6 protein-coding genes and 1 riboswitch are annotated in these 15,534 nt (G+C 42.3%); all 6 genes read right to left on the bottom strand.

Going from position 1 to position 15,534, the window contains the following annotated elements:
- Nucleotides 1-539: 539 nt before the first annotated feature.
- The 6 genes from QNI15_RS06555 to QNI15_RS06530 all read right to left on the bottom strand — a co-directional run bounded on the left by QNI15_RS06555 (nucleotide 540) and on the right by QNI15_RS06530 (nucleotide 15,520).
- Nucleotides 540-4,823: a cobaltochelatase subunit CobN gene (locus QNI15_RS06555; protein ID WP_314031087.1), complete on the bottom strand. Its 4,284-nt coding sequence runs from the start codon at nucleotides 4,821-4,823 to the stop codon at nucleotides 540-542.
- 173 nt (nucleotides 4,824-4,996) lie between these two features.
- Nucleotides 4,997-5,177: riboswitch (cobalamin riboswitch) on the bottom strand.
- Between the two features lie 441 nt (nucleotides 5,178-5,618).
- Entirely contained in the window at nucleotides 5,619-8,597 is a 2,979-nt protein-coding gene (locus QNI15_RS06550) for a DUF4132 domain-containing protein (protein ID WP_314004927.1), read from the bottom strand.
- A gap of 409 nt (nucleotides 8,598-9,006) precedes the next feature.
- The gene (locus QNI15_RS06545; RefSeq protein ID WP_314031086.1) at nucleotides 9,007-9,834 is read right to left on the bottom strand and encodes a LytR/AlgR family response regulator transcription factor; all 828 of its coding nucleotides are present in this window, start codon (nucleotides 9,832-9,834) and stop codon (nucleotides 9,007-9,009) included.
- Between the two features lie 98 nt (nucleotides 9,835-9,932).
- Nucleotides 9,933-11,192 (bottom strand): DUF418 domain-containing protein, encoded by a 1,260-nt coding sequence (locus tag QNI15_RS06540; RefSeq protein ID WP_314031085.1) that lies wholly within the window; start codon nucleotides 11,190-11,192, stop codon nucleotides 9,933-9,935.
- Between the two features lie 727 nt (nucleotides 11,193-11,919).
- Complete coding sequence (locus tag QNI15_RS06535) at nucleotides 11,920-13,443, bottom strand: calcineurin-like phosphoesterase family protein (RefSeq protein WP_314031084.1); 1,524 nt, start codon at nucleotides 13,441-13,443, stop codon at nucleotides 11,920-11,922.
- 607 nt (nucleotides 13,444-14,050) lie between these two features.
- Nucleotides 14,051-15,520, bottom strand: coding sequence for a SusD/RagB family nutrient-binding outer membrane lipoprotein (locus QNI15_RS06530; RefSeq protein WP_314031083.1), 1,470 nt, complete (start codon nucleotides 15,518-15,520; stop codon nucleotides 14,051-14,053).
- Nucleotides 15,521-15,534 lie beyond the last annotated feature (14 nt).

Below are 15,534 nucleotides of genomic sequence, written 5' to 3'. Positions count from 1 at the left end.
TTTTTATTTTTGCCTGCCCATTGTTGGCCTATTACTCAACTTATCGTGTCTTATGTCTTTTGAGGAAATAAAGAAAGTCTCTGGCGTAAGCGTCCGCTCAATACTGTCAAGGTAAGAAAACCACTCAAACTACCTCTCCTGTCCTTCTGGAAGAATCTTGTGGCAAGACTGGCAGCCTTTCCGACTAGAGAGTATTTTTTCTCTCAGAAAGGAAATGTAGCTCTATTTGTCACAAGTTTCTTTCAGAAGGACAGGGATGAGTAATCTTTTAAGTTGACAGTATGGAGCGGACGCGGCGTTGGTAGATAGAACCTTTGTTCCCATCGTTGGTGTTATCACCAACGAGTTGTTTCCCATCATGCATGTTGGTGATAACACCAACATGGGGAAAAACGTAAACTTGGCTCAATTTGCCCCAACGCAACGGACGTTGCTGTCAAATTAGGTCCGACCGAATGTTCGAACCAGCATCTTTCTATTCGAACCAGTGCTCCCTTTTTTTAACTTTCATTTCTGAAAAGCTATCGGACAGGATAAGATTACTCAACTCTTCCTTCCAGCAAGCCTTCACTCTGTAAATATACTTCCTGTAACGCTTCCAGTATCTCTGGTGAGGGTTCTTTCCACATACTGCGTTGTGCAGCTTCCAGCAAACGTTCAGCAATGGCATGCAAAGCCCACGGATTACTTTGTGCAAAAAACTCTTGCATATTTGCATCTAAGGCATACGTCTCTGCCACTTTTTCATACATCCAGTCGTCGACTACCTGTGCCGTTGCATCGTATCCGAAAAGATAATCCACTGTAGCTGTCAGTTCCAATCCTCCTTTATAGCCATGTTTCTGAATACTTTCAATCCATTTGGGATTCACCACTCTGGATCTGAATACGCGTAAGGCTTCTTCCTTTAAATCCCGGACGACCGGCCGATCCGGATTCTGGCTGTCCCCAAAATAGTGTTTGGGCTGATGACCTGTCAGGCTGCGAATGGTAGCAATCATTCCGCCATGAAACTGCAGGTAATCGTCACTGTCAAAGATGTCATGCTCCCGGTTGTCCTGGTTATGCAACGCTACCTCTACTCCTGACAAACACTGCCGGAATTCACTGCGGGCATCTACTCCACTGACACTACGGGTGTAGGCATATCCGCCCCAGTTGACATACGCCTGAGCAAAGTCAGTTTCATTGTGCCAGTTTTTCTCATTGATCAGTGGTAAAATACCTGCCCCATAACTCCCCGGCGCAGCTCCGAAAATACGGTAGCTGGCCCGTTGCTCTGCTTCTTCTACAGGCATATCAGGAGTTTGCAGTTCTGCCAGATCCTTCAGATAATGTTTCCGTACAAAGTTTTGCTCTATAGGTTCATCCAAAGCAAGCACCTGTTGTACTGCGTCATCCATGAGTTCGATCAGATGTGGAAAGGCATCTCTGAAAAAGCCACTGATACGAATCGTTACATCTATACGTGGTCTTCCCAGCTCTGCCAATGGCACTATTTCTATCCCTATAATTCTCCGGCTTTCTGGCTGCCATACAGGACGCACACCCAATAATGCCAGAATCTCTGCCACATCATCGCCATAGGTACGCATAGCACTCGTCCCCCAGATACTGATGCCGACGTTTTCAGGATAGCGGCCTGTCTCTTTCATATGACGGTCCAGTACCTCCTTTGCCAGCTGTTGTCCCACCTGCCAGGCAGCCTGCGAAGGCAAGGCTCTGGGATCTACCGCATAAAAGTTGCGTCCAGTAGGCAAAATATGGGCCATACCTCGTGTAGGAGCGCCACTGGGTCCGGCTGGCACATAACCTCCGGATAATCCATGTAACAAATGCGTTATCTCATCGTATGTTTGAGCCAGATTAGGTACAAGTTGCTGGCAAACAAACGTTAGTATTTTATGAACCTCTGCTGTATCCCGCACCAACTCTACTCCAAATGTCTCAGCAATTACCTGAGGTATAGAATCAACCCGAAATCGTTCACGGTAGAGTATCTGAAATAGATGTCTGCTAAGTTCCTCAATCATTTCCTGTACATCTGCCCCTGTCACCACCGGACGCCCTGCCAGTTCTGTAAAAGCAGCAGACACAGTTTCCACCTTTTGCCCTCTGACAGCTGTAATTACGTCCCATTCCCATCCAAATAAAGCAGCAATAGCAGCTGGTAATCCAGGAGTACTGCGATTAGGTAATCTGGTCAAAGCCTGTAACATATCAATCAGGTTCTGTTCCTGAGGTATTTCTCCGAGTATATGTAACCCATTCCGAATCTGTGCAGCGCCTAGTTCACACAGATAGCCGTCTATATCTTCGATTAAGTGAGCAATGTCCTTCCCTCCCATTTCTGCCAATGTAACAGGCACACCTTCGGGTGTCATTTCGTCATCCCATTCGTGTACATGGTCGCCATGATCCCGCTTCAGCATCGCAGACAGGTCTTTATCCAGATTGGTTTGTCGTATTAAATCCCAGATCTGGCGTTGTAACAGTGGCAGTTTGGCGGGATCTAATGTCTCTACCTGATAGTATTCATCTACCAATTGTGTTAGTTGAGCCAGTTCACCATAACTATCGGCTGATGTCATGGGTGGGGTCAGATGATCCAGTATAACTGCATGAGCCCGACGTTTCGCCTGCGAGCCTTCACCCGGATCATTGATGATAAAGGGATAAAATAATGGCATATCTCCCAAAAAAGCATCCGGAAAACAATTTTCTGAAAGCCCGATTCCTTTACCAGGAAGCCATTCCAATGTCCCATGTTTGCCTACATGCACAATCGCATCAGCCCCCCATCCATCCCGTAACCATCTGTAAAACACATAGTAATGATGAGTAGGTGGCAGGTCAGGTTGGTGGTAGATCGCATCCGGGTCCATGCCGTATCCACGTGGTGGTTGTAATACGACTAAGGCATTGCCTAATTCCATACCAGCCAGCGCAATGTAATTATCATGTACGTAGGTTTCACCGGGTGGTGGCCCCCATTGTTTCTGCATTTTTTGCTGCAATACCTCAGGCAGTTCTGAAAACCATTGAGCATATTGGGTAAATGGCACTTGTCCGACTGCACGTGCTAACTGTTCTGTAGTGAGGTATGTAAGATCATACGAACACCTGTCTACCAGCTCATGAATTAACTCTGTTCCACTAGCTGGCATATGAGGGACAGTATACCCTTCTGCCTGCATAGCTTGCAGAATAGCCATCAAAGACGCTGGAGAATCCAGTCCTACCGCATTGCCAATCTGCGAAGCCTTTGCATTGGAGTTTGTAAAAACAAATGCGATGCGTTTATCTTTATTGGGTAAATGACGCAAACGGGCAAAACGGGCTGCTATACCAGCCACTCGTTCTATTCTGTCTTCAACAGGTTCGTATCCTTTGGCTTCCCTGTCTTTTTCCTTAAATGAAATCGGTACAGTGATAATGCGTCCGTCAAACTCAGGGATAGCTACATTCATGGCAGTATCCAATGGATTGAGTCCTCGGCTTGATGATTCCCAAGGGCCACGACTCATACCACTGGTGATGGCCTGCAGAATCGGTACGTTTAGCTGACGCAGGATTTCCTCTTCTCCTTGTTGCAGTTGTTCTGTTTGTATATCCCGCATGGCAAACGAAACTGTATTTACCAATACGTCGATCAGCACTTCGTTAGTATGTCTGAATAAATCCAGCGCGTACGGCCAACCTGTACCACTGTCAACTGCTTTGAGAGAGGCTGTATAGACAGGCAGTACATTCAGATTCCGAGCTTCCAGTGCACGAATCATGGCATCTACAAAGGCTGTATTGCCACTAATCCAGTGTGCTCTATAGAAGGTAATGCCAATACTTGGCCAAGCAGGATTGTGCATCTTTAACCAATCTTCTTTCTCTGCATTTTCAGGGAGATCCGGATGGTAAATACCATGTTCTGGTAGAGTTACAGGAACCTCAAAGCCAAAACCTGTCATCAACAGATGGTCTGACAGAAAGTACAACAGGGAGGTTAGATTGCTATGTCCTCCTGCTTGTAAGTATGCCAGTGTTTCATGCAATATGGCTGGTGACACTGTAGACACAGCTGCAAATTCCGGATTTAGTTCACCTGTTCCGCTTATCACAATCAGATGCTGTGCCTGCTGCTTTGCCCGACGAACCAGTTCCGCAAAACCTGGAATACTGCTGGCTCTGCCATGAATACGTATGATTATAATCTGAGCGGCTCCTACTTCCCGATCCAGCAACTGAGCCATATGGGCATCACTTTTAATTGCCATCAGGTTAAGGCCTGTCGTTTTGGGAAAGTCAGCAGGTAAGTCCTGAAGTGTGCGACTTAGGGTAAGTAGATCCGTATCGGCATGGGTTAGGAATACAATTCCTCCATCGGGTGTTGCCACCTGCCCGGAACGGGTTATAGCTTCAGAACCTTTCCATGTATAGAATTGAAACACATACTCTGCCAGCTCAGCGGGTGGGGTTAGAAAACTATCGGCCTTTACCATACTCTCGATGTAATCGAAAATGGCAATGATCTGCCAGTTGCTGTTGACAGAATGAAACCATACAGAGTTTCCGTCAAACAACAAGGTCACCACATTAGCCAGTGTGCATGGGCCCAGACATCCACCTTTGGTCATATGGACTACATTACGTAGCTTCCGCCGTAACCATTCACTTTTATACAACTCAACCGGAATGGGAGCATAGCCTCTGTCTGTACGGCCACAGCAGCATGCATTGTAACAGTAAGACAAATGTCCTCTTCGCTGAACCAGGTTAATGGCTTTTCCATCCGGGCGCATTACCCGCTGGCGTTTTATTTCTGTCATACCATTTACAACTTATATAAGCAAGCAATCGGATTTCAGACGTTCAAAAGCTTGCGGATAGACAGGTGACAGAGGAGGAATGAAAAGTTAGCTTGTAAAAGCTAAAGGTACAGGTATAAGCCTGCCCACATTCCTAATCACCTCAGCTGAATCTGCTTCAAACCGCGAAAGCATTATCATACTGAAAACAGGCAGGTCTCCTGACTTGTACCAATTATGCCATCCTTCCCATACGGTGTAGTATAGTGGATAGTAACGCATAATCCCATAGGTTACTTACAGTTGCGCGACAGTTCGTGATTTACACACGATTCCCTATTCATCTGTTTTAGAGGTTGTCTAAACTATTCTTAAAGGCTGCAAAGGCATCTTTTGTGCTACGATTTCGTCCATTTCTCGGCCTGTAGCCGCTGGCTACGGGCTGAGAAATGGCCTCATCTCGCTACAAAATCTAGCCTTTTCGCTTCTTTAATAATAAGTTAGACAACCTCTTACACAGAACCTTTTTTCAGAGGAGAAAGAACATCTTGATTGAAAACAACAAATATACTGGATTTACAAGAAGTTGTTTAGGATAATTGTATAAGGTTGCAAAGGCAGATAATTATAGAGTTCTATAAGAACTAAAAATACATGTACTGCCACTTTTCCCATCGTTGGTGTTATCACCAACGACCACTTTCCCATCATTCAGGTTGTTGATAACGCCAACCTGAATGGTGGGAAAGTGAGGCTCGCTACAAAATCTGCTCATTGAGCTTTTTTATAAATTATCCTAAACAACCTCATAGGCTATTATGCGACTTCAACTTCTGTTTTCTTAGGAACAAGTTGCTGCAATTCGCTCATTACTTCAGAATAAACAACAGGAGGAACTTCTCCAAAGGCCATTTTTTTTCTGTAAGAGTTTCCTTCGATGAAGTATACATCTCCAAATGTGCTGTTTTCCATATAACCAAATACATCCATATTATATACATCCAATACAGCACAAACTGCTCCATCCAAAAAATATTTACGAAAGTCTTCAATCATGCCTCCATCTCCAACACTTCCTCGTCCCCAACCATGCCTGATTTGTGCCTTAAAAGGTACTTGTTGAAGTATTTCGGAATGGGTCAGGTTTACATCTGTTGCATTTAATTTAACAATAGGACGATGTAACTGAGGAAATATAGGTTCGATATTACTTTCATACTGGCGATTTTTCCAGAAATCAATCTCTTCGTCTGATAAAGACAATGGATGAATCATTCCAATAAATGTTTCTTCTGAGAGTTCTATTTCTTCATCGTTCTGATTCATTAGTGTACCATCATCCATACACTGGAAAGTATAGAGCAACTGGTTTTGGGAATCAAATGCTCCCCATATCAGCCGCATTGCATAGACAAACATGATAGGGTTGGAGAGAAAAAACTTGCTCCATTCTTCACTTTTCCATTTGCGCTGTGTGATCAGATAGCGTTCCATCCGTCCAGACTGTAGCCTCACCACTTCCCTTAACTCTTTGCTGAGTTCTTTAAACTCATTCTGAAGTTCTTTGGATGCTTTCTTTGGTATTGCTTTTAGCTTTTTGTTATCACTATCAAAAAAGGTAATCTTAAAGTCATTTCCCACAAAAGCTCTGTATTCCTCACCATCTATTGTGAAATGTTTAAATGTACCCTCAAATCCAAGATCCGGTACAATGCTATCGGCAAGCTGGTTGATGTCCATGCCTAATTCTTCTGCCGCCACTGCCAGCGACTGGCTAGCCATACTCATCACATTGCCATTTTTGGCCTTTCTGGAAAAAAGCTCTACTGCTCTGAGTGCTTTATTCGTTCCAATAAGAGCTAAGGCTCCTACAGCATATTCGGCCATTTTGCCACGTTTATTTAGATCCCATTCAGTGATTTGCTTGCGAAGTGTATCCACCAGTGTGTTATCACCAAGCATTCCTGCCAGTGTCAAACAATATTTCTGTTTCGCATCGCCCCCTTTGGATAAATACAACTGGAGAATGGCATTAGCGAAGTTAGTACTGCTTTGCTTATCTATAAGTAGCCAGACTGGTTTGGCTTCGATATCAGGACGAATTTCTTTCGCTCTACTCATTCGATACAATACAAAACGGACTGTTTCTGCATCAAGTTCTTTACCGGATTTGTATTTCAATTTAGGCAACTCTGCTTCATTAAGCCAGCTTTCAACGGGTTTATCTAATTTTCCCCGTTTCTTGGCAGAAGACACCATTTCTGCAATCGAATCTTCTGTTACATTGGTATACCGCTGTTCACCTAAGGTTTGGAGCATTACATCTCTGGCATCATCATTTTTTTCACCTTCCAGGGCATCATTCAGAATTTGGAGTGCTTTTTCTGTACCTATCATGGCTAAGAGCAGTGCCATGAACTGACGCTGATCTGCGTTTTTTGATGTTTTAAGTAAAACCTCTGCCTGTGAAATTGCCTTTTCGCCCAACAGTTTTTGTAGCGTTTGAATTGCTTTAAAACGGATACCTTTGTATTTGTCTTTGGTAATAGCCCATATTTTGTCATAATGTGCTGCAAAGTCATATTTTTCAAGTATAGACAGGAGTGAATCTAGTATATTATCACCTGCTTCTCCTTTGTATTTCCCTAATACAATAGCTAGTAAGTCTACACTTTTTTCGGCCAGGTATTTATCTGTTGTTGTATATACTTCGACAGGAATTTGGTGTGACTCTGCGTTTGTAAAATACTGAATAATAGCCTCGGTGGCCTTGACTTTATCATACACAAATAAATCTTCACTAATCAGGTCTACCAAAAATCGTTTTCTTGAATTTCGGGTATATTCATTTTCAATTTCAGCGTTAGGAATAATCACTACCGCATTCCCATTCCATCTTCCCCGGTAGTCTTTCTGTACACTTGCTGCATTTGCTTTTTCCAGGAAATCAAATGCAAACGATAGTTGTTCCTGATAATATTTTTCAGGAAAAAGCTCTGCCATTTTTTTTATAATGAGATATTTAGTGGCATTATACGTTCCACTACCTGAGTAGTCATACACTTCTCCATGCTGAAATGCTTCATATGCTTCTCCCTCATAGCGATCTAGGAAAACAGTAAGTGTATTTACCACATTGTTTACCTGCAGATACAATTTACCTTCTTCTTCATTATACCAGAATGGACGGGGGTCAATAGTCGAATGGCGAAGAATATAGATAAGGAAAGAATTACTTCGATAGCCTGTCAGATATCTATTGATTTTTTTTTCAAATTTAGGATAAACAGATACCAGGTATTTACCTATTGCTTTGGAGGATTCTGCACTGTCAAAAAACTCGTAACCTATATTGCCATAACCAGAGCTCTGAGAACCAAACGCCCCATTATTACTTTTACCAATAACAAGGTCCAGCAGTTGTTCTTCATCAAGCTTGTATGCTTTAAGATGTTCGATGGCTTCACAATACAGATCTTCATTCGGATGTCTTTTGATTCTTTCTTCTAATACATCAAAAAACTCCCTAGCCATTACCTTAAAGACTGCAGGCTTGGTGATCAGTTCCAAAACTTTTTTATCTCCTTCATCCCAAACCAGAGGCTGGCTAAGCAAATCTACAGTAAACCGTTCATAATAAAGACTCCACTCACTGAAACCCGCAACGACTGTGCTTTTGCCTAATAAATAATCTATGATCTGTTGTATTTCCTGATGCACTTTTGTATAGCCAGGTATCCATTGGGTTACTGCCCAGTTTAGATCGGCTTCGAGTTGTTCTTTTGTAAATGCCATTGCTGATTGTGTGTTAGAGGTTGTTTAAAAATAGATTTATTTGGGGTGCTTCTAAGTATCGGAACAGAATTCTTGTCACACCATGACGCAATAATGAAAACAAAAAAGGCAACAAGCAAACGGAGTAAACTTGTGAGCCAACGGTATGAGTCGATTTTTAACAAGAAAAACTTGTGATAATCAATGCCTTGAACTATGTTTTTTGCTTGTAATGAGTAAATATTCCAAGTCAAACTGCATTGTACCTTTTAAGTAAGATTTTATCTATTGGAATTACTTTTATCTAACAAATCAGTTAGTAAAGGCTTCTTTACAGTAACGACAGTAGTGAGAAGAAGCCGTCCTTCATAGTTTAGGCTGAAATAATCTGCCATTTCTGTAGCTACATATCTGGCTGCTTTCCTCTTGTCTAGGTATTCAACCGTTGCATCCATTTCCGGAAGGCAGGAGCTGTTTTCTGACTAATGGTTAATTCAGTAGTAAAAGGAGGTACCAGATGTAGCTTGATTTTGCCATATTCCATGCTCTGAAAGGAGTAACAGGCTGAAAGCTGCACAATGGTCTGACGATTTACCCGAAAGAATGAACCGGGATCTAACTTATCTTCAATACTCTGAAGTGGTTCATCCACGTGATAGCGGGTGTTGTTAAAAGTTGCTATCCAGGTAATTCCTTGTTCCAGATAAATAAGAGCGATATGCTCCACTGCCAGCTGAATGCTTTTTTGTCCGTTAGTGACTATCAGGTAAGAAAGATAAGATATACTGGGTTCTAATTTTTCTGCAACAGGTAATGTCTGTATTATATATCTACGTTCCTGCCAGTGGTAATAGGAAATACTTACATAGATAATATTGCAAAAAGTTATCAGCAGTACAATGACCGGTAACTCTGTCTGCAAAAATGATTCTGTACCAAAAACATGTTCAGGATCAATAAATCTATATTGAAAGTAAGCGATTCCATAACTTATCAGTGAAGCACCTGTAATTCCCAGGAGTATCTGTAGTAAAAGCCTTTGTCTTTTATCGGACTGCCAGTCAATGTAGCTATCGAGTTTGCCCGTAATCCAGCCTACATAACTTATAATAAGCCATGCAGCGCCAAAAGTAATACTCAGATCGCGGTAATAGCTCTGTCGGCGAAGCAGTTCTACCAGCGGACTGCTGTTAAAAGTCACCAGAAACAATGCAAAGAATGCTGCCCCACTAATCTGCAACCACCGCTGGCGTGTCATTTTTACAGACAGTTTATGATCATTTTTTGGCAAAAACACAGTCTTCAATACGAGTATAGACTTCATTAGCAGTCAAAGTGTATTATCATTGTAACGAATTATTCGTTTAGTGGCTTATTTTCTGTAAGCTTCTCTCCTATCAGATTTGGAGATACAGATATGGAATCAGAAACTCTCGTCTTCGTTTTTCTGTCAATCCACATATAGGATAAAGTCCTCCAGATCCATTCTACAGGGCCAAATTCATGATACCGAAGCCACCAGTGGCTTACCAGTATCTGTATCACAAAAATAAGCAGGGCAAGTCCTGTCAAACCAACCGGGTCTGCATATCCTACCCAGCCTGTTACATAGAACAAACCGAAAGCCAGAATTGTCTGACCAAAGTAATTACTTAATCCCATTCTACCTACAGGTACCAGGTAGCGAAGCAAGACAGCGCCCAACATCCGATGGTATAATTTAGTAAATACTGCCAGATAAAAAAGGCTATGAAGTACCAGACAAGCCGATATAGGGAAAACAAGTACCACCAGTCCCATCTCAGGTATAGGCAGCATCTCTTTCTTGATAGCCCAGAAACCTATACTGCCTATTACACCTGCTGTACTCCCCCAGATCATCCATTTCCGAAGTAACGTCTCGTGTTCAGCGGGATTACGAAAGAAGCCAATCTTTGCCAGCCATACTCCCAACACCATTTTCCCAAACATAGAGACTAATGTCAATGGCATATCCTGTATAAAGTTATGCAATGGATCAATGATCCAGTTTGCCCTTAGTATCTGAGGGTATGAACCCTCTGTAAACGACTTGTATACAAAGGCCGATAAAGGCATTCCATCAATAGTATCAGGAGTAGTATGCACAGGTAATATGCCATTCAACAGAAAAAGTAAAGGAGTCAGGAAAACGACGAAGATCAGAGCTAACCGTAATGTGGCTTTTGCAGACAAATGACTTACTGCCAGCAAAGCTATCCCCAGCAAGGCATAATGGCGTACTATATCACCAAACCAGAAGAGATAGGCATGCACACAGCCAAGCACAAACAGGATACCCATTCGTCGAATATAAAAGGCAGTAAAGTCTATGCCATACTTCTCTGCTCGCTGTTGCTGCACAAAGAATCCTGCACCAAATAACAGAGAGAAAATAGTGATAAACTTTGTATCTATCAGTACCAACAGTATATCACTAAAACCGTTTTGTATCTGTTGTTCAGCCGGTCCCCATTCGGAGCGGGAAAAAGATGGGATATTCACAATCAGAATACCTACTAAAGCAAACCCTCGCAGCGCATCTATTAGCTGGATACGTTCGTGTGTTTGAAGGGGCTGAAATCCGGATGATTGCATAGATAGAATGATTTAGGGTTATTCGATTAGATAGGTTGTAAGTGGTATTGGGTTTCTGCAAAGAAACAGGGCTTATCACTCTGTATGCTTGCCTAATCGACCTAAAAAAGGCGAAGTAGAAAAACTAATCTGTGAAGTAGAATGAAGTATATATTAGTCAGGAGAGGAAATACGAACACTGCAGAAAGTGTAGGAGTTAAATCATAAAATTATAAATGCATAATTCAGGGAATTATATAAGCGGTAGCTGTATAGCTTATGTAGTAAGTAGTTGATATTAAGGCGAGTTACACTAGGTTACACTTGGTTACACTAGCAGTTACACCTCTAAAACCCTGTAAATGAGGCAGGTTACACTAGTTACACTTGTTTCTCACATACGTATATTAATATAGTATATAGTATATATAAAGGGAGTATACTTGCTTTTCTTTCTGGGAACTTTTACGAAAAATGGCAAAAAAGTGTAACTAGTGTAACTTCGTTCATTATCAAGCAATTAAAGTGTAACCTAACGTGTAACTAAGTGTAACCAGTGTAACCTATTTGATACTTAGATACTGAACCTGGCTGTAATCCTCAATAGTATTTATTAATTGCCAGTAATTTGTGAAGGCATTAATTAAAAAATTATTAGAGCAAAAATGTTTTTTTTACTAAGTGGAGGTAGTTCCTACCAATAAAAAATCCCCTGTTACGGGGATTTACTTAAGTAAGAAGCAATCTATTAGCTACGTTTCACATCCATTTCCTGTGTATAGGTATTTTTAAATCGGTCAGTTACCTGAACTTTAATCTTTGAGGCAGAAGCAGAAGGTTTGGCAAAAAACAGGTGATCTGTCAGTTGAGGTTCTACCCACTTGTGTTTGGCAGGTTTGGCAGTTCCTTCGTGCAGTTCTACAGACAAGGGATCAAAGGCTGTTTCCTGCGTCATGGGTCCCATAGGCTTTCCATCTTCCAGCCATTCTACTTTCCAGGCAGGGTCCCAGTTCCATACATTCACGACTACATGATCTGGCTTTTCTTTCGAGGCCCCTACCGGATACAACCGCATCTGATGATCTTTTTCATGTCCAACAGACTTGTAATACCATTCGATAGTGCTTCCATTGGCTTCATACACGCCATATCCGTTTGGCGTACCATCAAAACAGACAGGCCCCGTCCACCAGGCTCCACAAACAGTACCATGCACATGTTCAACCAGATTATCGCCTGTCACAATCTTCTCGTTAAAGTGCGTATGACCTGACATGATGTGTGCCTTGTATGGCTGAAGTAATCGATACAGTTCCTTTCTGTTAGCCACTACTCCCCCAATGGGTTCTTCTTTTGCTTTATTACGACGCTGATCACCCGTGTTGGCAGGAATATGCATAAAGACTACAACGGTTGTCCCGGCTTTGACCAATGCCAGATCCTGTTCCAGCCAGGCCAGTTGACGCTCTGTAAGATACCCTATGTATTTTTTAGCAGTACCAATAAAAAATACATCATCCAGTACTACATAATGGATTTCCCCGCGATTGAAAGAATAATAGGTTGGCCCAAAAGTAGATTTGAATGTTTTAGCGGAATGCTCGTCTGTACGGGCAGTCAGATCCATATCATGGTTACCAATCACCTGAAAGAAAGGAATTCCTGTTGCTGTCACACCTTTCTGGTAATCTTCAAACAGTTCAAAATGATCCCACACCAGATCTCCACATCCTACACCATGAAAAGGTGGCATTTGTCCGTTATTCTTTTGCTTATAGCTATCCAATAACTTGCGGGTATCCGGAACGGATTGTTGAAGAAACAGTTCAGCATCTTCTTTGGAGATCATCTGAGGATCTGCCCATACGATAAAGTTGTGACGTGTATCATCCTGTGTCAGCTTTGCCAGGGTAAACGTAGCCTGGAATGTTCCATTGACGGCCTTTACAGGCTGATAAAATCGGGCTACTCCGTTTTGGTTGGCAAATTCATATCCCCGGGGTGTAGCAATATACACAAACTCAGCTGAGGCGTTGGATAACAATTCGTAGTTGCCTTTGGCATCTGTCGTAGTGATATTGATTCCATCTGTCACAGCCACGCCTGCCAGTCCTTTTCCATCTGCCTGTACTTTTCCTTTAAGCCGAACCACTGATACATCTGTTGTTTGTGTACCCACTTGTGGAGTGTGAGCTTCCAGGTTGTGTACATACGACAGTCCGAGTCCTCCCAGACCGATTGATTTCAGAAAACTTCTTCTTTTCGTTAGCACGATGATTTAGTTTTTAAGGTTATATATGGTAGAAACATGAGTCATTCTGAGTTTTGGATGTAAGGTTGTTTCCCAAACAAGCATCTCTTTCTGAATTTGTTTATTATTTATTCCTTTTCCACCAACTCTCTCATTTTTTGCTTCCCTTTCCCTAGCTTAGTTTATTGCCGCTTACATCGTTCTTCTTGTGGCCTCTTCATTTTTTGCTTGTCCAAAAAACGAAGCAAAAAAGGACACTTTCTGCCGAACCTCCTACCCGCAAAGCCATGGGCTTTCCTCGCGGCAGAAAGAAGGCCAGCGCACAGCTACGACGATTCGCGTTTAAAGTCAGTTTGGCTCTCTTTGTAGCTTTTTCCTTTATTATACTATCCAATATCTTTCTTTCCTTACCTGCTCTTACTCTCTTTTGTCCTTCTGAAAGAATCTTGTGACAAATAGAGCCCTGCTTGGTTTCTGAGAGAAATAAACTCAAAATCTAAATGCTTCCGGTTTTGCCACACGTGGCCCGCCGTGACGGAAAGATTCTTGCAGAAGAACAGGAAGAGAGAACACTCCTTTCATGAATATAGAGAAGAGAGTTTCTCAGGTTATCTTTTCTTTATAGTTATTATTTCTCCCACCAGACTTTGGTATTGATATTATCGCCTCCCATCTTCTCTACAGCGATCTTGTAGTTGGCAGCATTGTTTGTCTGTACAGTAGTTGGGTATCGGAACCGAACTGGCATAATGCCGTTGTTTCGCATGTCTTCTCCTTTAGGCAATTTAGGCAAGCCAGTGCGGCGATACTCAAACCACTGCTGATAATCATTAAAGAATAAGGCATAATACTTCTGGAGCATAATCCTATCTAATGTGCCATCATATTGGGTGTGCTCATTGGCAAAGTAATCCGCTGGTAAAACAGCACCCCATTGTTCAATAGCAGCTTTCACTCCATTTTCATAATGTACCTGAGCATCTTCGCCAAAAATTTCTTTCTGAGCTAGCTCTGCTTTGATGAATTCTACTTCAGCATAGGTCATCATTACTGACTGCATAGGGCCAACATCCGTTTTCACCAGGTTCACATTCAGATTGGAAGGCAAAAAGTCAAATTGCGACTCACCACCGGCATATCCACTCGGTATACCCTTATACCCAATAGTAGTCTTTCCATCACTGCTGCTTCGTGCTTGTGTTAAGAATATAGGACGACGTGGATCATTGAACTGATTCAGATTGTCAACAAAGAATTCTGCCGCAGCGCGTGCATTGGTAAAGTCTACGGCACGTCCCCAGGGTGATACGTTGGGTGTCACACCTGTGATTTTCAGCACAGCGGCTTCTGTGTTTTTGGTAAATACCGGATAGGTATCTGGATTGCTCAGCATAGTTATAAGGGCAGTCTGGATAGCTTCCGGATTACGTTTCATTACCCGAAGCAATAAGCGTAGACGCAATGAGTTACAAAACCGTTGCCAGTTCGAAACATTATTGGCATACAGAATATCGGTTCCGTAGATCATTGACCGGGAAGGATCAAACAAGTCATTGGCAGTTTCCAGGTCTTTAAGTATGGTAGTATAAATATACTCCTGTGTGTCAAAGGTAGGCTGAAATATTTTCTCTTCACCTTTGCCTGCTTCTGTCATCGGAACATCCCCAAATCCATCTGTCAGCAGTGAATGGACCCAGGCATTTAATGTCAGAGCGATAGCCTGATAGTTAGGGTCTTCAGCTGTTACAGCAGCAGTCTGCATTTCACGAATATTGGTAATCCAGCGATAGTATGTGTTCCAGGTAGAACCACCTGCATTTTCACTAATATCATAGCGGTGAACACCTCCGGATACACTTGGAAAGGGTAAAGAAACCTGCAACAGGTCAAACGTAAATTCATCCGAGCGAAGTGTATTAAAGCTAGCCAACTCATAGATAATCGGATTCAACAGTGTACCAGGGCTGATTTTTTCAATACGGTTAGGATCTGTATTAATCTCATCAAAATTGCCAGTACAGGCACTGAGTAACCATCCTGTCAGAATAGTTAATGCAATGATAAATTTTTGTATGGAATGTGGTCGTTGTCTGTTCATACTAGTTTGCATAA

The organism is Xanthocytophaga flava, assembly GCF_030068545.1.
Classification (GTDB): domain Bacteria; phylum Bacteroidota; class Bacteroidia; order Cytophagales; family 172606-1; genus Xanthocytophaga; species Xanthocytophaga flava.
Note: the sequence above shows the minus strand (reverse complement) of the source record. Positions and strands in the feature narration are given on the sequence as shown.

Coding starts and splice junctions, on each gene's coding strand:
- QNI15_RS06555 (WP_314031087.1), bottom strand. CDS start 4,823: ATGACAGAAATAAAACGCCAGCGGGTAATGCGCCCGGATGGAAAAGCC.
- QNI15_RS06550 (WP_314004927.1), bottom strand. CDS start 8,597: ATGGCATTTACAAAAGAACAACTCGAAGCCGATCTAAACTGGGCAGTA.
- QNI15_RS06545 (WP_314031086.1), bottom strand. CDS start 9,834: ATGACACGCCAGCGGTGGTTGCAGATTAGTGGGGCAGCATTCTTTGCA.
- QNI15_RS06540 (WP_314031085.1), bottom strand. CDS start 11,192: ATGCAATCATCCGGATTTCAGCCCCTTCAAACACACGAACGTATCCAG.
- QNI15_RS06530 (WP_314031083.1), bottom strand. CDS start 15,520: ATGAACAGACAACGACCACATTCCATACAAAAATTTATCATTGCATTA.